The following is a 20,839-nucleotide window of genomic DNA, read 5'->3' on the forward strand; positions in this document are numbered from 1 at the left end:
CGAGCTAGCCAACACGCACAGAGATGTTTACCCCAACGATTAAGATAAAGTTTTGTTACGCCTTACGCATAATCACATGTATATGCCTAATATCGTCCAGGCTATGCCCTCCCCCCAATGAGCCGATTTTTTGTTGTGCATGTAAATTCAGAGCTTATATTTTCGGTATCATGTTTTTTAAAAAAAATAAAAATTATGATATAGTATGCATGTGCATCTATAATACAGAGAGGGGTTTTTACTTTGATAAATAAATCTTTATTTACAAGTTTTTCAGCATTGGTGTTTGCGTTAATTTTAGGATCAAATGTATCCGCTCAAACGACAGCCTACACATTTGATTGTTTTTTCAAAGTTTCAACAACTGTTTTAGCTCCAGACAAAACACTGAATGGGGACAATGTAGAATCAATGAAAATCGAATTTGACCAAGATCCTGATTATTATTTTGGATTAAGTGTATGTCTAACAGATGAAAATAAAGTGAACTACGAGTGTAGACGGTTAGTCAATGGTGAAAAGACGGTTTCTTTTGATCTAGAAGAAGGCAAGAAATATAAAGCTGTATTATATAATTTTGTATTTGGTGAAGAAGAGCTTCATTTGACTGGCAAAGTTTATCCAACTTATCGATAATTAAAAAATCGAAGTAATTCCATAACGACAGTCTTCTCTTGCGAACTTGAGTCCTTTCCATCTATCAAAATGAAATAGTCGTTCTTATCTTCAATCATTGGGGTCTTCTCTAATCATGGCTTGTACTTTTGTTCGCATAGAGCCACATCAAAAGTGAAACGGATTAGATCTACTGGACTTTTATTTTTGCTAGTTCTTCAAGGGGCTTTACTTAAGCCGGGCCCCCTGAAGAACTATTTTTACACTGCTGTTAATGAATCCTACTAACTTCAAAAACATTTGGTGAATACTGTCTAGAGCACCCTAGAGCTAAGCGTACAGCTACTATCCTTCAATCCTCCAATGAAAAGTGAGCGCCTTAATTATGAATCTATCAAAAATGAATCCTATCCCCTTAGACTTGTTCAGGTTTATTTTTACCCCTTCCTTTATAGTGGATCAAGCCTTATGGAAATGCCATCAACTTGCTTATAAACGAATTAAATATTGGTTAAATTTAATCTGTTTATAAAGTGGGCATTTTAAAACAAATAAGTTTCTGTGATCTTCTATGTTTAGCTGTTGTTAATTAAATGGTCAATTTATAACTTCGTTATTTTCGTAATGTTATTTTCCTCGTAGCAGTTTTTCCACTACTGGAAAATCAGTCTTAACCTCATACTCATTAGAGCCCATTTCAAAAATCATAACTATACATTTTGGTGATAAATGTTAGAAATGGAGTATGCTATAAATTATGAATAGACTTGAACTTACAGACTAACAATGGCGGAAAATAGAATCCTATTTACCTAGACGAAAGAACGGAAAAGGAAGACCGATCGCAGATCGATGAAAAACATTAGATGGAATCATCTATGTACTAAAAACAGGTTGTCCATGGCAGGACCTTCCCTAAAAATACGGCTCTTCTTCTACTTGTTGGAGAAAACATCGTGATTATGAAAAAATGGAAAATTGGAACCGAATTTGGCGTCTTTTATTACCAAATTTATATAAAGAGGTTAAATTCGAACTGGACATCGTTCATCTAGACATGAGTTTTTTCTGCTAAAAAGGGAGGAACAAAAGTAGGAAAAACCAAGGTTGGAAAAGGCTCTCAAGTCTTATGTATCGTCTAAAATAAAAGGGGCTCCCGGAAGTTATATAAAAAACATGCAGACACTCTGCATGTTTACACCCCAATATTTGTATATTTAGAAATGATGGCTTTTGTCTCTTTTAAATATCGTTCCCGTACAGTCTGGTCTACAGAAGGAACTCCGCCGAAAAATTTATGTTCTAGCACTTCCATATTACAAAATTTAAAGATCCCTAAGTCGGATGTTTTTTCTATTGCTTCATGCATGCCAATCTGTTCATATAATTCGTCTGATGATCCTGTCGGGTTGAAAACCATCACTTTCTTATCATTTAGCAATCCAAGAGGCACACCATTTTCATATTTATAAGCAAAATTGTAAGCAAATACCCGGTCGATATAACCTTTTAGAATGGCTGGCATGCCTCCCCACCATATGGGGTAGATAAAGGTAAGTATATCTGCCCATTTGACGAGGTCTTGCTCCGCTTTTATATCAGATGGAACCTGACCCGCATGTAATTGCTCAAAATCGGATGCGGCTAATATGGGATTAAAACCCATCTGATATAAATCACGGGTATTCACGTCGTTGTGATTGGCTCGCAGTTCTTCCACGATGGTTTCTTGAATGGCATGAGAAAAACTCTTAGGATTAGGGTGAGCATAAATCACTAAATGCTTCATATATCTTCTCCTCTATGACTAAGATGTCGTGATTCACTCTTAATATCCCCGAGTCCCCTATTCGCATTCATCCATCACAATAATGGATGAATTTGCTGTATCATATTATCATTCATATCTTGTTCATTTTTAAACATCAGTTTTGCAATCCGATTAGCAGCCGCTTTTTTTCCTGATGATGTTTCCAAGAATGCGCTTTCATAATAATTTGTATCCATATTACTTTGACTTATGTATATATATGGATTTTGTGTAAATGCCTGACTTTCAAAAGCGGATAATTTATTCACTTCGGGTAATGTAATCTCATATACCTGCAAATGATCATAGTATCTAATTTGCAAATTTAAGCCAGAAAGTTTCTCCTCCAGCTTGGTCCAATTTTCACAAGGGAAAACCATGATGCGAATCATCGTACCAAGTTCATCGTATTTCACTTCGCGATTTGGACCTTCAATTTTTTGTGAGAAGATGGGTTGAATGTTTACACCTTTTTTACTGTAATTCCAAACGCCTTCTACAATATAGGAAGTTTGATATTGATCTAGTATAGCGATTACTCGCTCAGCTTGTATTTGTGGAAATGCATATACACCTTTAAGTTGGCCGTTTAGATGTGTTATTGTTCCATTTGCCCCTACGAATAGATGTTTGCGAAAACGATGGTCTAGCAATGGATACATATCACGACAATGTTGCATAGAAGTGAATGCAACATTGTGACCTATCGAATCAAGATGAATGAAAAAGTCTCGTATTTTCTCTGAAACTAATTCGATATCATCCATATCGAAAATAATGTTCACTTTCCATCACGCCTCCTACTCCATATTCGCATCCTATAATTGCTATATACCTTCTTTTTCGTAGGCAGCCCCGTTTTTTGTGTCTGTTTATACCCTTTTCTCAAAAAAATCGTATAAACTGTAGGAGGTCGTGTGAATGATAATGACAGAAATCTTCTTCATGGATATGGTTGTCAATTTTGTCAGGGAGATTGTTTTTCACGATTTCCCCATTTTACTGTCGTGTATTTCGATTAACCAACACGACTGTTACTTTTCATGATTAACCGTTTTACTTATTACATCTGCACAAATACTTTGTTCATTTACGAATGAATCGATTTCGCAATCAAACTCCATTAATTGCTTAAGCAATGCAAACCCTGCTTTTTTGTCTTCATATTCTAAATAATATAAAATAGCAACTTTAACATCGTTATACTCTTTTTGCAACTCTTCCTTTTCAGCTGGTCCTAACTCACCTTTTTGTTCATCAATGGATGTCTTAATAAAGCGCAAGCGCTCAATAATACCAAAATATAAGCTATCCCAGATACTATCTGGTAATGCGATTGGATCCCTTTGCAATCCTTTATTCGCTTTTGTTTGTTCAATCGCATGAATTTGATAAACTTCCACTCTTTTAATCACAGTAGCTATAAAGGCAATTTCATTCTGCAACGTTTCTTGTTCTTGTTCACTTTCAACTCGATCTAAATTTTGCGCCATTTCTTTTATCTGTTTTTTCAAACTAGCATGTATCACTTTAACTTCTTCTAATGTAAGCTCTAACATTTTAAACTCATCTCCATTACAATTAGATTAGCATCCATTTATTATTTTCTGAATAATAAGCAATTTGATGTCTATTTTTGATGGTTCCATTTATCAAAGAATTATTTTTATATCACATCAAAACTGACCCGCTCGTCTAATACTACCCTTGCACTATAATAATTTCTTTGCCTGATAGGATGTTTTATCAGTCATTATTTCAATCTATTAATGCTTTTCTCTATCAAATCCGTAAAGATATAACTTTAGGCATACTCGTATAAGACGAATATGATATTTTTTATGAATTATATATATTTATAAAAGCAGTAAATGAGCAAATACCTCCCTGTCTCTTCACAAATGGATGAGGCGGAAATATATCTGATCATTAGGTTTTGAGCAAAGGATAGTAGAAGACAATTAGATAAATGAATCATGTGAATGAACGCACTTCTTATAAAACATAAAGCGTTCCGATAACAAATGAAACAGCAAACTTCATATATGTTTGCTGTTTCATTTGTTATCGAAATGATTTTAAAGCTTTTTCACGTAGATCAGCTTTCTCTTCCTCTGTTAAATCATATTTGTACCCATATATAGCGCCTTCCCAATCTCCATACATGGGGTTAGGTAAGGTGATATATAATGATCCAAATTGTTCCTTTTGTTCATCTACAATTTGATTTCTCTCCTGTAAAGGCTTCTTATAATAATCTTCAGCAAAGTCACCTAAATTATCGCCAACCGACATCATGATCTCATGATCTTGTTTTATCTTCGCTCTGCGTGACGCTTTATTTGAGGTTTCTGTTTTTAATAAGATATGATTTTCATCAACTTGTGGTAGTTTTAAATCATTCATATTCCGTATGGTAGCTGATAAATGTTTGTTATCGCGATTACTGACGTAAAAAATCTCAATTCCACTCTGATTGGCTTCATCCAAAAATTTCTTGGCACCAGGAATTAATTTGGCACTTGCCGATTGTACCCAGTCGTCCCATCCTACTGGATAAGATTCCCCTGATTGAACAGTATAAGCTTGGTAGGGACTATTATCTAAAACCGTTTCATCCAAATCTAATATAACCGCCCATTTTTTATTTTTTTTCTGTTGTAAGGCTGCCTTCATTTTTTCTTCAGCCAACTGGTAAGCTTGGTATTGTAATGCTTTCGTTTCTCCCGCAGTTTGTTGCCACAACACCGCCATCATGAGATTATGCGCTTTATCTTGATCAGTCTCATAGGTTTGCGATTGCGGTTCTTCCTGATTCGCACACCCGACTAAGAGTAAACAGAGCAAACAAGCATTGAAACCCAAATATCCAATCGACTTTAAACGCATCATTTACATCCCCCCTCTTAGCCATAACCTTTTCCGAATCTGTATTTTTTATACCAAGATTACAACTGTGGTGGGAGACGCGTTCATACACAACTTATTTAATGAAACATCCCATTTTTTAAGTTTATCGTCAATTGTCCTACGCAAATCATCTATGTCGTCAATAGGATAGTGTATGGATGTAAGTAGAAAGGAGGAGTGAGGATGGCTGTATTAGGGAAAATTTTCGGGGTGTTATTTCAGTTATTTAAATATGCGGCACCTATACTCACACGCTTTGTATTTAAATAGGGAATGTTTCGGGCTTGGCTGAACCCTGCTCAAAAATCAAACTCCCTGATCTTTAAATGTTCAGGGAGTTTGATCTTATCTTCTTTTTTTCAAAAATGAGCGAATGACTCGAATCAGTAGTTTCGTACCTTCTTTTTTTATGGTTCGTTGGATCATCTTTTTTACCATTACACCCACACCCTTTATCTTGTCATGTAAATGATAAGATGATTGTAGCACAATTTTACGCTTGAAAAGCCTCAGCAACTAATTCATATGAGCGTAGTTTTGCTTCAAAATCATGTGTAATGGTCACCACCATAAACTCATCCGCTTTATAAGTATCTCTTAAGGCTAATATCTTTTCTTTTATCTGCATTTTGGTTCCAACAATCATGCGATTCCGATTATCAGCTATGCGATAGCGATCATAATCCGTGTAAGGGTATTTTTGTGCCATCTCTATTGTTGGTATCCCTCTGGCACCTGCCCCTCCCTTCTCAATGAGTAGCAAGGCCAAATCTAAAACAGAAGCTTGTTTTTCGGCTTCCTCTTCTGTATCCGCACAGACAACAAAAATAGCCAGCAAGACGTGCGGATGATCATTTACAGCCGAGGGTTGAAAGGATGCTTGATATTTTTTAACCACCTCTGCCCCACCAGCGCCATTTATAAATTGAGCGAATGCATAGCCTAGTCCATGTTTCGCAGCTAACATCGCGCTACCACCACTCGAGCCTAATAACCACATTTCCGGAGCAGTATCTAACAATGGTGTTGCAAGCAAATGTGGAAACCGATGTTGATCGTCTACATCGTCATGCATATAGGCAACTAAATCTTCGATTTGTACCGGATACCGATCATGCCGGTATGTATGGCCCTCTTGTAGTGCTCTTGTAGCCAATGGCATACCTCCCGGGGCTCTTCCAATACCTAGATCAATCCGATTAGGAGCGAGTCCTTCCAGCATTTTAAAGTTTTCTGCCACTTTATATGCGCTGTAATGGGGAAGCATGACCCCACCTGATCCAAGCCGTATTTGCTTTGTCTTACCCGCTAAATGCGCAATAAGAATTTCGGGACTTGAACCAGCTAAGCTACGTGTATAGTGATGCTCTGCCACCCAAAAACGATGATAACCTAGTTTTTCAGTGACTTGAGCAAGCTTTACAGTATCCGCTAATGCTTCTACCGGTTTTTTACCCAATGGGACTGGTGATTGATCCAAAACACTTAATTTAATCATGGGTGTCCACCTCAACTCATCAAAATATTTATCCCTTCAGTTCGGGTCAAACACCCTTATCGAAAGATCTGCTATGTATCATTCCCTGTTACTTTGCAATTAAAACGATTGTGAAGTCACCCATACATAAAAAAGAGGTCGTTACCACACATTATAGTTAAGTCACAGCGAAGGAGTCATTTATGAGAACCGACTACAGAAAACAAATTTTAATGCTTGTCCTATGTGTCTTTTTTTTATGTACGCCTATGTCTACTTCATATGCCCTATCATCCTCCCCCAAAAAAGTAGCCATTATCATTGATGATTTTGGCAATAATTTAAAAGGAAGTAAAGCATTTTTTTCGATACAAGCTCCTTTAACTGTTGCGATTATGCCATTTTTAAAAACTTCCACCGAAGATGCACAAAAAGCGCATGAAGCAGGTTTTGAAGTTATCTTACATCTTCCGATGGAGCCTGTACGAGGTAAAAAGAGTTGGCTTGGCCCAGGTGCGATTACAACAGATATGACTTCGGAAGAAATTAAGAATACCTTGCGAAAAGATTTAGATAGCCTTCCTCATGTTGTCGGAATTAACAACCATATGGGTTCTAAAGCAACCGCTGATGAACGTGTGGTCAAAGCCATTTTAGAGGTATTAAAAGAGCGAGATTTGTTTATTATCGATAGCTTAACTAGTACCCATTCTAAAATCGAAAAATTAGCGAAAGAAATGCAAGTACCCTATAAACGGCGTACGCTCTTTTTAGACAATCAAAACAGCAAGAGCGCGATTTCTAATCAGTATCAACTTTTGATTAAACGGACGCTCAATCAAGGGTGGGGGATTGCAATTGGACATGTGGGGCATCAAGGAATCAATACTTATGAGGCAACCACAGACGTGCTTACTCAGTTCAAAAAAGAACAAATAGAGCTCGTACATGTCTCGGAAATCGTTTCTCCTTCAAAACATTAACGATTCGGTAGGTTTAATTCATACTTACGTAATTTTTTAAGTATTGCTGTATGACTAATTTGAAGTGCTTGGGCGACTTTTCGAGCAGTTTTATATTGAAGAAGCGCTTCACTAAGCAACTGTTTCTCAAACTTAGCCATCTCTTCTTTTAAGCTTCGTTTGTCACTACATGACAGCGGCTTTTCATGAATCATTTGTTGTATCATAACTTCTCTAAGTTCTTCACTATCATCTTCACATAAATAAATAGAGCGTTCCAATACATTTTGTAATTCACGGACATTACCTGGCCAGTGATGGTTCAGTAATTGATGCATCGCCGCGGGTGAAATTTTTAATTCACTTCGTCCCAAACGTGCGCAAATCCGATTAACAAATGTCTCCACTAGTAATGGTATATCTTCTTTTCTTGCTCTCAAAGAAGGAATTTGAATCGGTAACACATGCAAACGATAATACAAATCTTCACGAAATTTCTTTTGCTTTACCAATGTTATCGGATTACGATTGGTAGCCGCAATCACACGAATATCAATCTCCTTACTTTGTCGACCTCCCACCTTTCGCACCTTTCTTTCTTCCAATACTCGTAGTAGTTTCGCTTGCAGATGGAGCGGAAGCTCTCCAATCTCATCTAAGAAAAGTGTTCCGTGTTGGGCTTGCTCAATTAATCCTTTCTTTCCACCACGACTAGCCCCTGTAAATGCACCTTCTTCATAACCAAACAATTCACTTTCTAATAGTAATTCAGGAATAGCCGCACAGTTAATAGGAATGAAGGGACCATCTGTACGTTCACTTTCATAGTGAATCGCTTTTGCAAACATTTCTTTACCTGTTCCACTCTCGCCATATATAAAAACAGTGGCATCGCCTTTCGCAATCCGCTTAGCCATATCCATACAAGAAGACATTTCTGAACTATGATGTAAGATATCCTCAAAATAAACCGCACCTGATTGCTTAGCTGATCGTATTAAGGAGCGAATATGTTTGAAATCACGTAATATGATGACTTCGCCCTCTTGCAGAGGGTGTGTTTGAATCAGAAAATTTTTAGAAATAACAGCACCCTCATCTGTATGATAAACACCGATCTTGGATAGATGTTTCCCATATAATTGGACGGCTGTCTGTTTGAGCATTTTTTCCGCTGCTCGATTCACGAGTTGAATCAAATTTTTATCATCTACGAGTAAAATGCCTTCTGACATGGTTTTCAAAATCGTATCCATCTGTTGTTTACTTCGCTCAGAAGGTAAAAAGACTTCTGTTTGAACCTCTAAAACACCTGGAACCTTTTTGATCACGCTTATGAGTTGTGCTTTATCTCTCATTTCTATCCCAATATTTAAGTAGATAAATTGTGGCTTCACTTCCATCTGAATAATATCAAGCTGCTTTGAAAATATTGCTTTAATGACATCATAAGTAATTCCAACTCGATCGATTGTTTCAATTTTTAAAATCAAATGATCCCCCCTCCCATTATTTTATCAAGTACGTCAATTTGCATGATTTTTCTATATGATTTATTCGATTGCGCTTAGTGCTTGTTCCAAGTCTGCAATGACATCTTCTACATCTTCAATTCCGACAGAAAGCCTGATCAACCCAGGTGTTATGCCCATTTTTAATCGCTCTTCTTCTGGTACAATCGCATGAGTCATCGTACTTGGATGCTGAATTAAAGTATCGACATCGCCCAAACTAACTGCAATTTTACACAGTTTAAGCTGGTTCATAAAATGAATGCCTGATTGTGTATCACCTTTCACTTCGAAGCTGATAATCCCACCTGCTCCATCCATTTGCTTCTGAACGAATGGATAATACATAGAAGAACTTAGTCCCGGATAATACACCGATTCAATTTGCGGATGTTTTTCTAAAAAACGGGCAACTTGAAAAGCGTTTTGTGTATGCCTTTCCATACGAAGCCCTAGTGTTTTTAGTCCTCTAATCAAGAGAAATGCATCCCATGGAGATAATATCCCACCAATATCTTTTTGAGTAGTCATACGAATATGATCGATTATTTCTTGTTTTCCCGCTATGATTCCTGCAACCACGTCACCATGTCCACCTATATATTTTGTGGCACTGTGAAGCACCAAATCACAGCCAAATTCAAGTGGTCGCTGTAAGAATGGGGTCATAAAAGTATTGTCTACTACTGTTGTAATCTGATTCGTTTTCGCTACTGAAGCAACCATTTCCAAATCAATAACTTCTAGCGTTGGATTAATTGGCGTCTCGATATAAATCACCTTCGTATTTGCCTGTATCGCCTTTTGCAAATCATCTTGTTGTGTCATATCACACAAAGTAAAATCGATATGAAAACGCTCCTTCAGATCACGCAGTAAGCCAAAAGTACAGCCGTAGAGTCCACGAGAACAAATGACATGATCACCCGATCGTAAGAGTCCCAGTAAAACGGCTGAAACTGCTGCCATCCCCGAACCAAATGCCAATCCAGCCTCAGCACTTTCTAAGTTGGCAACTTTTTGTTCCAACGCTTTAACTGTGGGATTACCTAGTCTTGAATAAATATAACCTTCCTCACCTGCAAAACGATTGGCCCCTTCTTCAGCCGTTGGAAATACGAATGTTGAAGTTTGATAAATCGGTGGCACTAAAGCCCCTGTTTGTGGATCAGGAGATGTCCCGACATGAATCGCTCGTGTCGACAAGCCATATGACTTCTGTTTCTGTTTCGATTTCATTTATCCTCATCCTCCAAGTCATGCAGATATTATTCCCTCACTCTTTTTCTATGCAATTTTAATACCAAGCCAAAATGAGCAGGGTTTGGAGGTTTACTCGATAAATTTGGAAACATATCTTGCATAGATGGAATTAAAAGTTTCCATCTTATTAAGCAGGACTTTATGCTTTTATGTTGTATTTTTAAATGAACAGCATTTAGGAGGTTTACCATGAAGTTTACAATTAAGGGATGGTTGTATGACCATGTCACACTTTACTGGGAAAATGGACAGCTGACAAGTGATCGAGCTGATATTTTGCAAGTCGTGTTTAGGCGGATAGATGAAATTGAAGCAAGTGAGGCATTTCTGCTATGTCCGAAGACGCATCTATTTTTTACTAGCAATTATTTAGACGAGGGTTATTCAGCTTATTTGGTATTAAAACATATTCTTGAGTTTGTTTCAGAAGAGCCCAATCCTGAAGAATTATTATATGAATTATCACTTCCAAATGGACAGCACCATAAATAAAAAGGAGTCTACATATGTAGACTCCTTTTTATTTATGGTGCTGAGGGTCGGGCTCGAACCGACACAGTAGTCACCTACCGCAGGATTTTAAGTCCTGTGCGTCTGCCAATTCCGCCACCCCAGCATGTTTATTAGGCAGAGCCACTATCTCGTGGCGACTCATTTATAATAGCACGCTTCCTGATCAGGGTCAACTTTATTTCGTAAAAAAATCAAAGCTTTAATTTTTTGAATTTAATCCATTTCTAACCATATCTAGAAATATTTCTTTTTTTGAAGGATGGCATGCGATTACATAAGGATGATCTCTCTGACCGAAAAAATCGTCCCCATTAAATTGAATCACTGATGCACCTGCCTCACGTGCTAATAGTACTCCCCCATATAAATCTTCTCCCTCTGAATCATACAGTACAATCGCATCGATTTCACCTTTCGCAAGCAAACACCATGCGACTGAAGGCGCCCATAAAGTTAATATGCGTTTACTTTGCTAAAGCATAGATGCGCGTAACCGCATGGCGTTCGGATCTCTTAACACATGATGCCCTTGTATCCAAGCAAGGGTCGGCTTTGCTTCCCCCGTTTTTTTCATCGTAAAAAATTGCTCATTACACTGTGCACCCCTATCTTTTTGTGCCACATGCATACGATGTAAGTGCGGTTCATAAATGATACCTAGCACTGGTTCGTTTCGATACATCAGCGTAACACAAACCGCATACACAGGTAGCCCGATGGCATAGTTGTTCGTTCCATCTAAAGGATCGATTAACCATATCCATTCGGACTCTTGTGCATCGACTTGTCCAAATTCTTCCCCTCTGATTTGATGATCCACGAAAACAGATTTAATTCTTTTACGAATCAGCCGTTCGGCCATTCGATCTACTTCTGTTACGACATCACCATCAGTTCCTTTTTGCTCTATTTTCTTATCCCTTTCAAAATGAAGCAAGATTAACGCTCCAGCTTCTGAAGTTGCTTTAATTGCTGTTTTTTTTGCACGATTCAAAATGGAATTAAATGTCATTTTTTATCCCCTTTGAAGTGTAATTAATATGAAATGCTTACAATTCTGCATGGGAAACGAAATCTCACGTTCCGGCTTTAACGCATAGCACGCATTAAAATACAAATATTTTCACCTTTTTTAAACCCAATTAAAAAGAAAGACATACTCAATCCATCTAAAATGAGTTATGATGTTAACGTGTTCTATTATCTTTCTATTATTTCATTTCTTCATATCGTCATTGTATGAGGTAGAACGGAAAGGAGCTAATATGATTAAGACTACTGCATTATATAAAGATATTTCCAATCAGGAAGAGTTTATACAATTTTATACTGAAACCTTTCTCCCTCACTTAATGAGCGTTCCTGGCGTGGTAAAAGTTAAAATGACTCGCCTCGTTCCCTCACCTTTTGAAAATAAAATTAGTGAAAATGAAGCCCAGTATTTTCTCCAATGCGAGACATACTATGAAAGCGCAGAAGCGTTTGAGCAAGCACTTAAAACACCTGAAGGTATCGAAGCAGCACAATGCATCTTAGAAGTTGCTTCTCATTTTATGACCACTTATGTGGGAGATGAAACGACCTATTACAATAAGAGCGAATGAAAGATGTTCGCTCTTTTTTAGTCGGACTACTTCAGAATACGATATGCTGCTATAAACGTTTCTTTTGCAATCAATCCCATTTCTTGTAATTCCTTTAATTCATCAACCATCAACGCTTTATCCGCCTCAGCATCACCCGTATAAACAACAAGACCAAACTGTTTGAGCAAAGTTCGTACATCTACCAAGTTTTTTACTTCGATCATACCATTCATCCTCTGTTCTGATTCTATATCTCTATTGTAACACGGGCTATCGATATTCAATATAAGTAATCTCTTTCTTCAAATCTCCGATCCCCTCTATCGCATGTAATACCACGATCGGAATGATTTCATCATTTGAAAAATCAGTCAATATGACGTTTACGAGTTTCATATCATGATAAACTGCTGCATAATTAATGGGATGATCAATTTCATGATCTTCCACTTGTTGTTCAACTTGTTCTAGCTTTTTCCTTAACTCATTTAGCTTTACCACGATTTCAGCTTTTCGTTCTTTGTTTAATTTGTAATTCGAATACATTTCAATGGTAGACTTATATGTATTTGAGATTTCATTGATATAGGTAAGCCCACCCTGTTGTTCCACCGCTCTAATATATCTTTTCGTCTGCATATTCTCATAATACAAATACCCAGCCACTGCCATAACGATGATCATTATATAAGATAACAGTAAAATAAACCATCTTCGCAAATGTTGTTGCATACTCGCCCCTCCAACCTTACTTACTTCCTTTATTAATCATTATACGGACAAGAACGATTTGATATGACTACAGGATCGCCCGACCCGATTAATAACAATTTGCATATGATATCTCGTCACTGGTAGTGAGTGGATTGGGAGTGAAAAAGTGAAATCAAATAAATTACGTATCCAACGTTCGAAAGCAACAACTGCTTCAACACACCCTGCCAATGTTTTTGTTTCTGTTGTCAGGCAAGCTAAAAAAAGCATTGTATCTCTTGCTTGTAAACAAGATGCGCAAACAAGTCCATTTGACTCCTTACAATTTAATCAATTATTTGGTCCAGGGCGTAGGCAAGCCCGTCAATCTAGTAAACAATATGGATCCGGATTTTTTATTCATCCAGATGGATATCTCATAACCAATGAACATGTCATCCATGGGTCTTCTGAAATTCTATGCAAAGTCGATGGTTACAAAAAAGCCATCCCTGCTCAAGTCACTTGGGCAGATGAAGCGAGAGACATTGCAGTCCTCAAAGTGAACCTTCCCAAATCACCAAAACCACTTATGCTTGGAAACTCACAAAGTACCATGGTGGGCGAATGGGTGATCGCGATTGGAAATCCGTTTGGATTGGATAATTCCGTCTCCGTAGGTGTAATTAGCGGGACAAATAGGCCTTTATATGTAGGAGACCGTTTATACGATAATATTATTCAAACCGATTGTGCGATAAACCCTGGAAATAGTGGTGGTCCCTTGGTCAATATACTAGGGGAAGTAGTCGGGGTATGCACCTTAATCTTACAGCCTTCACAATGCCTTGGGTTTGCGATTCCAATTGAAGAAATCAAATCAACTGCAAGACGTTATATCTCTTATTAATACGACTTAGCCCCCTAGATTGAACTGTAACCCAACTGCTGGATTCAGTTCAATCTAGGGGGCTAAGAGAGCGGGATGATTTATCTGGATTTCATTCCCTCTATTAAAATGTCAACAACTTCAGGACGCGAGAAAGTTGAAGGTGGCTTTTTTCCTGCTCGTAGCATCTCACGAACCTTCGTACCAGACAACACGACATGTGCATCCGTATCATGTGGACATGTTTTGAAGGATGCCATTCCTTCACAACGCTTACAGTAAAAGCTGTGCTCAAAAAACATCAAGGTAATTTCCAATTCCTGTGATGAAAACTGATCAAAAATATGTTGCCCTTCATATGTGCCATAGTAATCCCCTACACCTGCATGGTCACGACCTACAATAAAGTGTGTACACCCATAATTTTGACGAGAGATAGCATGGATAACCGCTTCACGTGGGCCTGCATAACGCATAGCCGCTGGAAATGCACTAAAATAAACCCGTTCCTGTGGATAATAACGTTCAAGTATGGTTTGATAACTCTTCATCCGAACTTCTACTGGGATATCATCTGTTTTGGTTTCTCCGATTAATGGATTTAAAAAAAGGGCATCAACCGTTTCTAGGGCTGCTTTTTGGATATATTCATGTGCACGATGAATCGGATTGCGTGTTTGAAAACCAACTACTTTTTTCCATCCTCTCTCTTGAAAATGTGCACGTGTCATAATCGGGTCATGATAACATTCGGAAAAATCACCAAATTGTGGACGATTTAAAAGCCTTACATCTCCACTTAGACACCAAGGGGATGTTTGATATAATCGTTTTACTCCTGGATGTCTCTCTTCCGTCGTTCCATAAACCATTTCCGCTTCTTTTAACCGATCTACCCGATAAATATGCTCAACTTGCACGACGGCTAAGATGGTTGAGCCTTGATCTTTAATGGTCATATAATCATGCCGTTTAATGGTTTCCAATTGTGCTTCAGACACAGCCATAGTGATGGGAATGCTCCAAATCATTCCGTTTTGAAGTCGCATGTGTTGACAAACAGAGGCATAATCTTGCTGATTGATAAAACCTTTCAAAGGCGAGTACACACCTGTAGCGATACATAAAAGATCACTTTGAAGCACAGCGTTAGCTGTGATCGTCGGATAATGTTTAGCGCGTTCTAGCCAATTCAGACGTTCCTCGCCTTCTAATACACGATTTACCAGTTGACCGCCATGTGGTTGAATCAAAGTGGTCATCATGACACTCCTTTAAATCAATTTAATTCCAGTCAAAAATAAGATAAGCACAATTGCTAAGCGTAAGATAAACTCAGGGATACGCAATGTAAGCTTTCCACCTAGCAAAATCCCTGGGATAGAGCCTATCAGTAGCCAGATTACAAATGTCCAATCTACATGACCAAATGATGCATGAACCGCACCTGCACTCAATGTCAAAATAAATGCATGGACGACATCCGTTCCTACTAATTTAGCCGCCGATAAAGCGGTCGTGAGTATTAAAATCGCAATAAAGACAGAACCACTTCCAACTGACGTGAGCCCAACCAATAATCCACCTAAAAAGCCGGTAATACGCAACGAAATTTTCATATTATTACGAATAGAACGTTCTTTATTATGCTGAACGAGTTGTATGACCATGACTAAGGAGACAAGGATAAAGGTATAGCCTAAGACCGTCCCTAGAACCATTTCAATTGAAAAGGAAGTTGCAAGATCAAAAAGGCGAATTAAAAAAACACCTAATATCCCTCCTGGAACACTCCCCTGTGCCAGTTTCTTCACGATTTCCCAATCCACTGTTTTCTGCCGATAATGCTGAATACTACCAGCAGCTTTCGTCGCACAAGCATAGACCAAATCGGTTCCGATCGCCATGGTTGGTGAAAATCCATATAACACGATAAGCAATGGAGTCATGAGTAAAGCCCCACCCATACCCGTAAGACCTACCAGTAATCCAACTACAAAACCGGTCGCAATAATGCCAATGATGAGCGTCATAGGTCTATATGAGAAAGGAGATTGCTATGGGTATCTCTTTCTCTCTCCTTCGTTAAACGCTCCCACTCGATAATTGGAGTGAAAATACATAGCCGCTCTCTCATTTCAACCGTCTGATCATGTGATTCGAGTGGAAGTTCTACCATTGTTGTACTCCTTTCATATCCTGATTACAGAGAATAAATACTTTATTTTTAACCATTACCCGATTTCTGTTACAATAAAAATAATTCGGACATGGAGGGGATTACATATGGAACTCGTTGTTTACTTAGCAGGGCAAATTCATGATGATTGGCGCGAACAATTAAAACAGTTAGCTGAGCAGAAGGGTTTGCCGCTGGTATTCAAAGGTCCGCAAGAAGATCATGATCGCTCTGATGAGATCGGGGAAGCGATTAAAGGGACACAACCCAGTAGCATTTACCGTGACCATACGGCTTCTGAATTTAACAATTTACGCACGCGAATTTGGATGAATAAAGCAGATGTTGTTATTGCACAATTTGGTGAAAAGTATCGGCAATGGAATTCGGCGATGGATGCCTCAATTGCACTTGCAACTGGAAAACCCTTAATTCTGATTCGCCCTGAAAGCTTAGTACACCCCTTGAAAGAATTAGCACAGCGTGCTCAATGTGTTGTGGAGACACCAGAGCAGGCGTTAGAAGCGCTCGCTTACGTATTTGAATGATAATCAGAAGGAACCCTGATTGAAGGGTTCCTTCTATATTATACGATAAGTATCCGTTACTACTGTGGAGCTAATCTTGCCTGTTGGCCAATAAAAACAATATAAGATATGTTAATATTTAATAGTAATACATCCTGACCTGTACTTTCATCATTGATGACGAAGTAGTCACGTCCCACTTGCCGAAGCGTTCCACTAAACACTTTATCTCGCCACTGATCACTACTATCATAGGTCATGTATGCGGCAATTTTCCGACCTACATTCGCCTCTAATAACTCCTCCGAAAACCTTCTCTCAACCCGTTGTGAAACGCCTCCACCTGCCATATTTTGTTGATATGGATAATATCCGTACATCTTCATCCCCCTAAAAAGAATAAACTCGTGGACAATCTTGAGTTGACGGTTTATAGAAACAGTGACTCTTATACCGTCCAGTATTGGTTTGATCGAACCAAGTGGCCGGACAACTCCCAGGCGGCTTAAAAAACCATAATGCATATCGGCCTGGATCAAATCGTTGTCCATTTACAACTTTTTGTGCCAAATTAATATCTGATTTGCGCGCAGCTTGGTAAAAGTATGATTTTTGAACCGCTTCAAAACCACCTGGGGACTGATAAACCATATCCGATATGGTATTAATATCTTTAAAATCTAAACAATCTCCCAACACTCGATTTACACCCACATTACCGACCAAAAGCATCCCCATTTTGCCATCTGACTCCGCCTCGGCTCGCATCAATCGAGCGAGTAATTTGATGTCGTTTTGTGTAGTCCTGATCACAGCCATCAATTTCACCTCTGCCTCATATTTATGTACGACAGATGCAAATCAGAACTCCTAGTCATTTAGAGTAATCATGATTCGTTATTAATGTGGTAAATGATTTGCAAACATAATGAAATACGCCATTCTTTTAATAGATATGTTTTTTCTGATATAATCATTTACATTATGAGGTAACATCCTATTTCATATTAGCGAGGTATAACGATGGAAAACTATCATTTTAAAGTTAATCTAAAAGGTATGATTGATCTATTATCTAATCACCTTTACAGTACCCCCCATGTATTTGTGCGCGAATTAATTCAAAATAGTGTTGATGCGATCACAGCAAGAGAAAAGCATCTAAATGACCCGAAGTATAAAGGGCAAATAGACATCGAAATCCATCCGGGTGAAGATCATCCCACTCTATTCATACAAGACAATGGTATCGGTTTAACTGAAGATGAAGTGCACCAATTTCTAGCACAAATTGGGCAAACATCGAAACGTAATGCGGATGGGGGAGAGGATTTTATTGGTCGGTTTGGTGTAGGATTACTTTCTTGCTTTATCGTAAGTGACGAGATTGTGTTTGTTACACGTTCCATTCAATCTGATTATGGGATTGAATGGCGTGGAAAGCCAGACGGAACTTATACCCTTAATAAGCTAAAAGATCGAGTGGAACCTGGTACACGTGTTTATTTAAAGAGTAAAACAGGTTTCGATACTTATTTTGAGCAAAAAAGTGTTGCCAAGTGGGTTCGTCATTATGGTGAGTACTTACCCTACCCGTTATATTTTCATGACCAAAACAGAATACAATTAAATAGCAGACAAGCACCTTGGGAAATGAACACAACCGAAGCTTTAGCATATGGAAAAAGTGTTTTACAACAGGACTATCTTGATGCGATCGCACTAGAATCCGCTTTAGGTGATGTGAAAGGAATCGCATACCTTTTACCTTATCCTGTACAAGTAAATGCGCGGCAAAAACATCGTGTTTATGCTAAAAATATGCTTCTATCTGATCATATGGATAAGCTTTTACCGGAGTGGGCTTTTTTTGCTACATCTATCCTAAATGTAAATGGATTAAGCCTAACCGTTTCACGAGAATCATTTCATGATGATGCACGTTTAGAATTAGTACGGACAGACTTAGGAAATTGTATCAAAAATTATTTAATCCAGTTAGTGGAAGCAAACCCCAAACGTTTACAAGAAATTATACAAATACACTATAAATCGATAAAAGCTCTAGCTACAACTGACGACGCCTTGTTTCAGCTCTTTATTAACTGGCTCCCATTTGAAACGACATTAGGCAGAATCACGATGAGTGAAGTTCGCAAAAATCATACAAAAGTATATTACACTACTAGTGTAGATGAATTTAGACAAATCAATAAAATTGCTAGAGCTCAGGGAATCTGTGTCATAAATGGGGGCTATGTGCACGATTCGGATTTAATTGAAAAGATGCAATGGATCGATCCCACACTAATCACCGAAAAGATCAGTCCTACTATGATTACTCAAAAATTCAACGATCTAGTGCCATCTGAACGCCAAACCACTTACACATTTATAAAATTAGCAAATGAAATTCTGCAACCCTATTTTTGCAAGGCTGTCATTAAAAAGTTCGAACCCCATCATTTGCCTGTTTTATATACAACTAGTGAGGAAGCTTTATACTTACGGACGACTACACAAACCGCTGAAGAAGTATCACCACTATTTTCATCAATCATGCAAAAGATTACTGAAAATCAAGTTCATACTGAAACGGCCCAGCTTTGTTTTAATTATCATAATCCTATCGTGCAAAAGTTAATTAACACCACAGATAACCAACTCCAAAAAAGTACCATCGAGATGTTATATGTACAGGCTTTGTTACTGGGCCACTATCCATTAAAACAAGAAGAAATGAACTTACTCAATGAAGGATTAACCCAGCTTGTAGATAGGGGATTAAATCAGGAGGAGAACAAATAATGGAAAATCGATTCAATGAACTTATGGAACAAAGTAGCGAGTTACCGCATGGTGATGTGAAAATCGAAATATTAGAAGAAGCCATTCGAATTGCGGACACCCTTCAAGATGAAGAGAGAGGGTTTTATGCTCGCATGGAGCTTACGGATACAGCCAACTTTGCTGGCCGCTTTGAAAAGGTGATTCCTTCTTTCTCTTGGTGTCTAGCTCAACTAGATAAAGCACCTGAGTATTATCATGAATTTTATTTGTTATGGCAGTATAAATGGGTTTTGTATAACCTATCTGAATTTCCCCAAATTCAACAAGACCAAATTGAAGATACTTTTAATGATTTTAAAAACCGCTGTCAACAGTATGGATATAGCTTACGACCTTACTACCAAATGAAGATTAAGTATGCAAAATTACATGAAAATCATAACTTAGCGCACTCTTGTTTTGAAGCATGGCTCGAGCAACCACGTGATGATCTCTCCGACTGCTATGCATGTGAATTGACAGCTCAAGCTGAGCACTTACTCCACATCGGACAAGTTCACGCAGCTTTAGCGATCGCTGAACCCATCTTTAAACAAGAAGTATCGTGTGCTGAAGTGCCTCATATAACTTATGGCCCTTTCCTTATTCCGTTATTAGAGAATGATTCGCCCGAGCTAGCTAACGAATTTCATCAGAGTGGGATGCGCTTAATTGGACAAAAGCAAGGTTTTCTATCTACAATCGCACATCACATGAAATACTTAACTGTCGTAGATCCAAATGCGGCAATCCATTACATGGAAGCGTTTCTATCAGAAGCTTTAATCTCGCATACCCTTGACACCAAGTTTCAATTTTTCTTAGCGTGTTCCATCTTGTTGAAACATCTCGATCCTGAAACAATCGCAACGATGCAACTCCCAGATCATATAACTTCAGCATGGATAGATGAAGAAGTAAAGCGCTTGGCACAACAGTTCGATCAACGAAACCAAACACATACTTATGCAAAAGAGATTGCACATACCACTCATCAAATCAACGCACTGAAACAAAAATATGGAAATGCCACAACCCCTCATTTGTCTTAATTTTATCTAAACCAATGGTCTGA

Annotated in this window: 24 protein-coding genes and 1 tRNA gene; 8 read left to right on the top strand and 17 right to left on the bottom strand. The window is 38.2% G+C overall.

All coding sequences use genetic code 11. The features are described 5' to 3' along the window. The first annotated feature begins 243 nt into the window (after positions 1-243). Complete coding sequence (locus tag IC619_RS03950; protein WP_191138828.1) at positions 244-636, top strand: hypothetical protein; 393 nt, start codon at positions 244-246, stop codon at positions 634-636. 1,174 nt (positions 637-1,810) lie between these two features. Here IC619_RS03950 and IC619_RS03955 read toward each other — a convergent pair. The 5 genes from IC619_RS03955 to IC619_RS03975 all read right to left on the bottom strand — a co-directional run bounded on the left by IC619_RS03955 (position 1,811) and on the right by IC619_RS03975 (position 6,833). Further along, entirely contained in the window at positions 1,811-2,404 is a 594-nt protein-coding gene (locus IC619_RS03955) for an NAD(P)H-dependent oxidoreductase (protein WP_191138829.1), read from the bottom strand. Between the two features lie 74 nt (positions 2,405-2,478). Then, the gene (locus tag IC619_RS03960) at positions 2,479-3,210 is read right to left on the bottom strand and encodes an HAD hydrolase family protein (RefSeq protein WP_191138830.1); all 732 of its coding nucleotides are present in this window, start codon (positions 3,208-3,210) and stop codon (positions 2,479-2,481) included. Positions 3,211-3,459: 249 nt separating this feature from the next. Beyond that, positions 3,460-3,984, bottom strand: a complete 525-nt coding sequence (locus tag IC619_RS03965) for a hypothetical protein (protein ID WP_191138831.1) — start codon at positions 3,982-3,984, stop codon at positions 3,460-3,462. A 505-nt stretch (positions 3,985-4,489) separates the two neighbouring features. After that, entirely contained in the window at positions 4,490-5,317 is an 828-nt protein-coding gene (locus IC619_RS03970; protein ID WP_191138832.1) for a 5'-nucleotidase, lipoprotein e(P4) family, read from the bottom strand. Positions 5,318-5,828: 511 nt separating this feature from the next. After that, positions 5,829-6,833 carry an LLM class flavin-dependent oxidoreductase gene (locus tag IC619_RS03975; protein ID WP_191138833.1) on the bottom strand — a complete coding sequence of 335 codons (1,005 nt, stop codon included), beginning with the start codon at positions 6,831-6,833 and terminating at the stop codon, positions 5,829-5,831. 182 nt (positions 6,834-7,015) lie between these two features. Here IC619_RS03975 and IC619_RS03980 point away from each other — a divergent pair, with 182 nt between their 5' ends. After that, positions 7,016-7,795, top strand: coding sequence for a divergent polysaccharide deacetylase family protein (locus tag IC619_RS03980; RefSeq protein WP_191138834.1), 780 nt, complete (start codon positions 7,016-7,018; stop codon positions 7,793-7,795). Here IC619_RS03980 and IC619_RS03985 read toward each other — a convergent pair. Together IC619_RS03985 and megL are read right to left on the bottom strand one after the other, a co-directional pair. Beyond that, positions 7,792-9,267: a sigma 54-interacting transcriptional regulator gene (locus tag IC619_RS03985; RefSeq protein ID WP_191138835.1), complete on the bottom strand. Its 1,476-nt coding sequence runs from the start codon at positions 9,265-9,267 to the stop codon at positions 7,792-7,794. The genes IC619_RS03980 and IC619_RS03985 overlap by 4 nt on opposite strands. A gap of 60 nt (positions 9,268-9,327) precedes the next feature. Next, on the bottom strand, positions 9,328-10,524 hold the full coding sequence (megL, locus tag IC619_RS03990) for a methionine gamma-lyase (RefSeq protein ID WP_191138836.1): 1,197 nt from the start codon (positions 10,522-10,524) through the stop codon (positions 9,328-9,330). 213 nt (positions 10,525-10,737) lie between these two features. On the opposite strand from megL, the gene IC619_RS03995 reads away from it, so the two are divergent. Continuing rightward, entirely contained in the window at positions 10,738-11,040 is a 303-nt protein-coding gene (locus tag IC619_RS03995; protein WP_191138837.1) for a hypothetical protein, read from the top strand. Between the two features lie 35 nt (positions 11,041-11,075). Here IC619_RS03995 and IC619_RS04000 read toward each other — a convergent pair. The 3 genes from IC619_RS04000 to IC619_RS04005 form a co-directional block, all read right to left on the bottom strand. Beyond that, positions 11,076-11,164, bottom strand: a tRNA-Leu gene (locus IC619_RS04000). 96 nt (positions 11,165-11,260) lie between these two features. Beyond that, entirely contained in the window at positions 11,261-11,485 is a 225-nt protein-coding gene (locus IC619_RS16705; RefSeq protein WP_249669673.1) for a hypothetical protein, read from the bottom strand. A 48-nt stretch (positions 11,486-11,533) separates the two neighbouring features. Beyond that, entirely contained in the window at positions 11,534-12,073 is a 540-nt protein-coding gene (locus IC619_RS04005) for an inositol monophosphatase family protein (RefSeq protein WP_249669674.1), read from the bottom strand. Positions 12,074-12,326: 253 nt separating this feature from the next. On the opposite strand from IC619_RS04005, the gene IC619_RS04010 reads away from it, so the two are divergent. Further along, a complete protein-coding gene (locus tag IC619_RS04010) occupies positions 12,327-12,665 on the top strand; it encodes an EthD family reductase (protein WP_191138838.1) in 339 nt (112 codons plus the stop codon). Between the two features lie 26 nt (positions 12,666-12,691). On the opposite strand, the gene IC619_RS04015 is transcribed toward IC619_RS04010, so the two are convergent. After that, a complete protein-coding gene (locus tag IC619_RS04015) occupies positions 12,692-12,871 on the bottom strand; it encodes a YqgQ family protein (RefSeq protein WP_191138839.1) in 180 nt (59 codons plus the stop codon). A 46-nt stretch (positions 12,872-12,917) separates the two neighbouring features. Beyond that, positions 12,918-13,379: a hypothetical protein gene (locus IC619_RS04020; protein ID WP_191138840.1), complete on the bottom strand. Its 462-nt coding sequence runs from the start codon at positions 13,377-13,379 to the stop codon at positions 12,918-12,920. 148 nt (positions 13,380-13,527) lie between these two features. Between IC619_RS04020 and IC619_RS16710 the strand changes: the two genes are divergently transcribed. Next, entirely contained in the window at positions 13,528-14,250 is a 723-nt protein-coding gene (locus IC619_RS16710; RefSeq protein ID WP_191138841.1) for a trypsin-like peptidase domain-containing protein, read from the top strand. An 80-nt stretch (positions 14,251-14,330) separates the two neighbouring features. Here IC619_RS16710 and sat read toward each other — a convergent pair whose 3' ends face one another. Genes sat through IC619_RS04040 form a run of 3 tightly spaced genes read right to left on the bottom strand, consistent with a single transcriptional unit; the run spans position 14,331 to position 16,408 of the window. Next, complete coding sequence (gene sat / locus IC619_RS04030) at positions 14,331-15,491, bottom strand: sulfate adenylyltransferase (RefSeq protein WP_191138842.1); 1,161 nt, start codon at positions 15,489-15,491, stop codon at positions 14,331-14,333. Between the two features lie 12 nt (positions 15,492-15,503). Further along, a complete protein-coding gene (locus tag IC619_RS04035) occupies positions 15,504-16,262 on the bottom strand; it encodes a sulfite exporter TauE/SafE family protein (protein WP_191138843.1) in 759 nt (252 codons plus the stop codon). Further along, the gene (locus IC619_RS04040; RefSeq protein WP_191138844.1) at positions 16,259-16,408 is read right to left on the bottom strand and encodes a hypothetical protein; all 150 of its coding nucleotides are present in this window, start codon (positions 16,406-16,408) and stop codon (positions 16,259-16,261) included. Before IC619_RS04040 ends, IC619_RS04035 begins: the two co-directional genes overlap by 4 nt. A gap of 107 nt (positions 16,409-16,515) precedes the next feature. Here IC619_RS04040 and IC619_RS04045 point away from each other — a divergent pair, with 107 nt between their 5' ends. Beyond that, positions 16,516-16,956, top strand: a complete 441-nt coding sequence (locus IC619_RS04045) for a YtoQ family protein (RefSeq protein WP_191138845.1) — start codon at positions 16,516-16,518, stop codon at positions 16,954-16,956. A gap of 59 nt (positions 16,957-17,015) precedes the next feature. Here IC619_RS04045 and IC619_RS04050 read toward each other — a convergent pair whose 3' ends face one another. Further along, positions 17,016-17,315: a spore coat protein GerQ gene (locus IC619_RS04050; RefSeq protein ID WP_191138846.1), complete on the bottom strand. Its 300-nt coding sequence runs from the start codon at positions 17,313-17,315 to the stop codon at positions 17,016-17,018. Positions 17,316-17,325: 10 nt separating this feature from the next. Further along, positions 17,326-17,754 (bottom strand): cell wall hydrolase, encoded by a 429-nt coding sequence (locus IC619_RS04055; protein WP_191138866.1) that lies wholly within the window; start codon positions 17,752-17,754, stop codon positions 17,326-17,328. 204 nt (positions 17,755-17,958) lie between these two features. Here IC619_RS04055 and IC619_RS04060 point away from each other — a divergent pair, with 204 nt between their 5' ends. Then, complete coding sequence (locus IC619_RS04060) at positions 17,959-19,743, top strand: HSP90 family protein (RefSeq protein ID WP_191138847.1); 1,785 nt, start codon at positions 17,959-17,961, stop codon at positions 19,741-19,743. After that, positions 19,743-20,816, top strand: coding sequence for a hypothetical protein (locus IC619_RS04065; RefSeq protein WP_191138848.1), 1,074 nt, complete (start codon positions 19,743-19,745; stop codon positions 20,814-20,816). The genes IC619_RS04060 and IC619_RS04065 overlap by 1 nt, the downstream gene beginning before the upstream one ends. Positions 20,817-20,839 lie beyond the last annotated feature (23 nt).

Source organism: Polycladospora coralii, assembly GCF_014773435.2.
Taxonomy (GTDB): Bacteria; Bacillota; Bacilli; order Thermoactinomycetales; family Thermoactinomycetaceae; genus Polycladospora; species Polycladospora coralii.